Origin of the sequence: Mesorhizobium sp. M8A.F.Ca.ET.021.01.1.1, from assembly GCF_003998025.1 — a bacterium.
In the GTDB taxonomy this organism is placed as follows: Bacteria; Pseudomonadota; Alphaproteobacteria; order Rhizobiales; family Rhizobiaceae; genus Mesorhizobium.
This window is the reverse complement of the sequence record NZ_RZSJ01000549.1, coordinates 1-4,099: the sequence shown is the minus strand read 5'-3', so window position 1 is coordinate 4,099 and position 4,099 is coordinate 1. Positions and strand designations below refer to the sequence as shown.

Annotated in this window: 4 protein-coding genes; 1 reads left to right on the top strand and 3 read right to left on the bottom strand. The window is 62.9% G+C overall.

The window, feature by feature from the left end:
* The 3 genes from EOA36_RS29480 to EOA36_RS29470 all read right to left on the bottom strand — a co-directional run.
* Nucleotides 1–750 (bottom strand): aldose epimerase family protein (locus tag EOA36_RS29480; protein ID WP_145969370.1); only part of this gene is annotated, 750 nt, incomplete at its 3' end.
* Between the two features lie 86 nt (nucleotides 751–836).
* Nucleotides 837–2,294, bottom strand: a complete 1,458-nt coding sequence (locus EOA36_RS29475) for an NAD-dependent succinate-semialdehyde dehydrogenase (protein ID WP_127280496.1) — start codon at nucleotides 2,292–2,294, stop codon at nucleotides 837–839.
* Nucleotides 2,295–2,476: 182 nt separating this feature from the next.
* The gene (locus tag EOA36_RS29470; protein WP_127280495.1) at nucleotides 2,477–3,427 is read right to left on the bottom strand and encodes an AEC family transporter; all 951 of its coding nucleotides are present in this window, start codon (nucleotides 3,425–3,427) and stop codon (nucleotides 2,477–2,479) included.
* 106 nt (nucleotides 3,428–3,533) lie between these two features.
* Between EOA36_RS29470 and EOA36_RS29465 the strand changes: the two genes are divergently transcribed.
* Nucleotides 3,534–4,099 (top strand): caspase family protein (locus EOA36_RS29465; RefSeq protein ID WP_189553415.1); only part of this gene is annotated, 566 nt, incomplete at its 3' end.

Sequence of the window (4,099 nt, the reverse complement as noted above, 5' to 3'; positions counted from 1 at the left end):
GCGCGCCGCGGCCAGGCAGAAATTCTGGTCGTAGGGCAGTTGTTCGCCCTCGGTCTCCATGCGCAATGGCCGCGCCTGGCGAAAATCGAAAGGCGTGCCGTCGACCGGCTTCACCACGCCGGTCGGGATCATGTCGCCGTCGACAGGCAGATAGGCACCGGCGTTCAGCATCATCCTGTGGTCGAGAATGTCGCCCGTGCCGCCATCATCGAGGTTGAAATAGGAATGCTGGGTGAGATTGCACGGCGTCGGCTCCTCGCAGGTCGCCGTCAGTTCGACGCTCAGCGTGCCGGGAATTTTCAGCCGGTAGGTGCAAGTAACGTCGAGCGCGCCGGGAAAGCCCATCGCACCGTCGGGATCATGCAGCGTCAGAGTGACGAAATCCCTGCCGTGCAGCGAAACCGTCCATGGTCGGTGGGAGTAGCCTTGCGAGCCGCCATGCAGCGTATGCTTGTCGAGGAAGTTGCGCTCGGTCTGGTAGCGGTTGCCGCCAATTGTGAAGCGGCCTTCGCCGATGCGGTTGGCGTAGCGCCCGACCACGGCCCCGAAGAAGCCAGTGTCGGTCTCATAGGCCTCCAGATTGTTGTAGCCGAGGACCAGCGGCGCGTCGTGCCCGGTCAGGCGCAGGTCCTGGACGATGGCGCCAAGCCCGATGATGTTGGCGGTGAGGCCGCCGCCCCTGATCGTAAAGCGGCGGATCGGTTCGCCTGCCTGTGTCGTGCCGAAAACCTCGCCGTCCTTCATCGTCATGCCCGCAAATGCCAGTGGATCCAAAGGACTTCGGCTGGTTGTTCAGCCTGGAGCAGGTTTACCAGCCTGCCCCACGCACTAGCCTATCAGAGCCCGAGGCCGCCGATGCACACATATTTGGTATCGAGGTAATCCTCGATGCCCTGATGTCCGCCTTCTTTGCCGAGGCCCGATTCCTTGACGCCGCCAAACGGTGCTTCAGGTGTGGTGATCAGCCCTTCATTGACGCCGACCATGCCGTATTTCAGGCCTTCCATGACCCGGAAGGCGCGGCCGAGATCGCCGGTGTAGAAATAGCAGGCAAGGCCGAATTCGGTGTCGTTGGCGAGCGCGATGGCTTCTTCCTCGGTTTCGAACTTGAACACCGGTGCGACCGGGCCAAAGATCTCTTCCTTCATGAAGCGCATTTTCGGCGTCGCATTGGCGATGACCGTCGGCTGGAAGAACGAACCGCCCAGTGCATGGCGATGACCGCCGGCGACGACCTTGCCGCCCTTTGAGGTGGCATCGGCGATCAGTTCCTCGACCTTCTCGACCGCCTTCTCGTCGATCAGCGGCCCCTGCTGGACGCCCTCTTCGAGGCCGGAACCGACCTTCAGTCCGTTGCTGGCCGCGGCGAGCTTTTCGACGAACTTGTCGTACACACCAGCCTGGACGAGGAAGCGGTTGGTACAGACGCAGGTCTGGCCTGAATTGCGATATTTGGCGGTGATCGCGCCGGCAACGGCACGCTCGATATCGGCGTCGTCGAAGACGATGAACGGCGCGTTGCCGCCGAGTTCCATCGACACCTTCTTGACCGTGACCGACGACTTCTGGATGAGAAGCTTGCCGACCTCCGTCGAGCCGGTGAAGGTAATCTTCGACACCAGCGGATTGGCGCAGATCTCGTCACCGATCTCGCTCGCCGAACCGGTCAGGATGTTGACGACGCCCTTGGGGAAGCCGACCTCCTCGGCCAGCGCGCCCCAGGCCAAGCCGGAATAAGGCGTCTGCGAGGCCGGCTTGACGACCGCGGTGCAACCGGCGGCAAGTGCGGGACCAAGCTTGCGGGCCAGCATCGAGGACGGGAAATTCCACGGCGTGATGGCGGCAATGACACCGACCGGTTCCTTGGTCACCAGGATGCGGCGGTCCGCCCATGGCGAGGGTACGACGTCGCCATAGGTGCGCCGGCCTTCTTCGGCGAACCACAGGATGTAGGCGGCGGCCGAACCGATCTCGCCCTTGGACTCGAACAGCGACTTGCCCTGCTCGATGGTGAGGAGTTCGGCCAGCACGTCCTGATTGTCCATCATCGCGTCATGCAGCTTGCGCAGCAGCTTGGAGCGCTCGAGCGCGGTGGTCTTGCGCCATGACTTGAAGGCGGCGTCGGCAGCCTCGATGGCACGGCGTGTCTCGGCCTTGCCCGACTTCGGCACGGTGCCGATCTTGAGGCCGGTAGCTGGATTGTTCACATCGACCGTCTGGCCGCTGTCGGCCTGGACCCATTCGCCGTTGATGAGATTGGCCTGGCGCATGAAATGGCTGGTTTTCTGAAGCATGGTCTAGCCTCCGTTCGGCGCTCGCGGGCCGCTATCTGGATGTCTTCGGTAAAGCGCAGGCAGGGCCGCACGCTGGAGCCATTGCTCTTAACCTAGGGAAAGCCCCGCAAGCAATCGCAAGATGGCATATAGGGGTTGGACCAGCGCAAGACGAGAGCGGGTTGGCGCAGCTGTCGCCAACCTCACCCGAAAACATGCAGGACAACCGTCAGCCAGAAAGCAGTAGTGATGACCGCGCAAGCAGTGGCGATGGTCATCTGGTTCGATGCTAGCGCCTGGCCGGTGTTGAACTGGACGGCGATGAGATAGGAATTGATGCCCGACGGCAGCGCCGCCACCACGACCGCCACCTTGGCCGTCAACGGCGGCAGGCCGAGCAGCCAGACGAAGGCAAGAACCAGCGCCGGCATCAGGAACAGCTTCAGCACCGAAAGTACCAGCGCTGGCCGGACATTGCCTGATATGCCGAAGCGGCGCAGGCTGAGCCCCATGGCAAACAGCGCCACCGGCCCGGCCGTGTTGGCCAGCGCATCGACCAGTCGCATGACGAGGGCCGGCAGCGGCACGCCGCTGATGCGCCATGCCAGCCCCAGCAGAATGCCGATGATCAGCGGATTGATGAACAGCCGTCTCAGGAAGCTGCGCAGGACCCGTAGCGGATGCACATGTTCGCCGCTGCCTCGGCCGAACATCTCGAACAGCACGATCGAGGCCATCATCATGATCGGCAGATGCACCGAGACCAGCAGCGACAGAACTTCGAAGCCGCTCGGACCGAATATGCCAAGGATGAAGGGAGCGCCGAGCAGCACGACATTGGAGTAGGCGGACGATACGCCGCCGACGACCCCGGCGCGCGCGTCGCGTCCGAATATCCGCGTGGTGACGAGATGGCCCGCCGCCCAGGTGATCGCCGCGGCGGTGAAATAGGCGCCCCATAGTGGCCATGGCGCGACGCCATGGAAATCAGCGTTGACCATGGTCTGGAACAGGAGCAGCGGCATGGCCACCGAGACCGCGAAGTCGGATATCCCCTCGCCGCTCGCCGGTCTCAAATAGCCTGTGAACCCAGCGAGATAGCCGAGCGCGACAAGACTGAAGACGAACAGGACGGTTTCGGTGAGTGGAGACATTTTTCAGGGATAGGCGAGCCACGGCCGCGGCGCAATCGCGCCCGAATTTGATCATCGTTGGCTGGCAGGGTTATAGAGGGTTTGGATCATCAGGGCGGAACGACAAATGACCTTTGTCGACACCTCGAAACTGCGTCTTTTCCGGCGTGCGCGGGTGACGTTATTTGTCGCCATGCTTGTCTCCGTTGCCGCGTCGATGCTTCAGGCTGCCGAGGCAAAAGACCTCAAGGGCGTGGCGCTGATCATCGGCCAGTCGCAATACGAGCACATCGCCGCCCTCCCCAATCCAGCCAACGACGCCCGCGACATGGCCAAGATGCTGACCGACCTCGGCTTCGACGCCCGCAACGTCACCGATCGCGATGCGAGCAAGCTGAAGCGCGACCTCGAACGCTTCGTCGAGGACGCCGAGGGCGCCGACGTCGCCCTCATCTATTACTCCGGTCACGGCATCGAGGCCGGTGGCGAGAATTATCTGGTTCCGGTCGACGCCGACGTCTCGTCACTCAAGGATGCCGATCAGGAACTGGTGCCGATTTCCGCCGTCATGGACGAACTGAAGAAGACCGTGCCGGTGACGATCATGCTGCTCGACGCCTGCCGCACCAATCCGTTTCCATCGGACGCCGTGGTGCGGCGCGCACCCACCGCCTCCGCCGATAGGCTCGGCGG

What these genes read in the sequence shown, in the direction of transcription:
- EOA36_RS29475 (WP_127280496.1), bottom strand. Translation starts at nt 2,294, where the DNA reads ATGCTTCAGAAAACCAGCCATTTCATGCGCCAGGCCAATCTCATCAAC.
- EOA36_RS29470 (WP_127280495.1), bottom strand. Translation starts at nt 3,427, where the DNA reads ATGTCTCCACTCACCGAAACCGTCCTGTTCGTCTTCAGTCTTGTCGCG.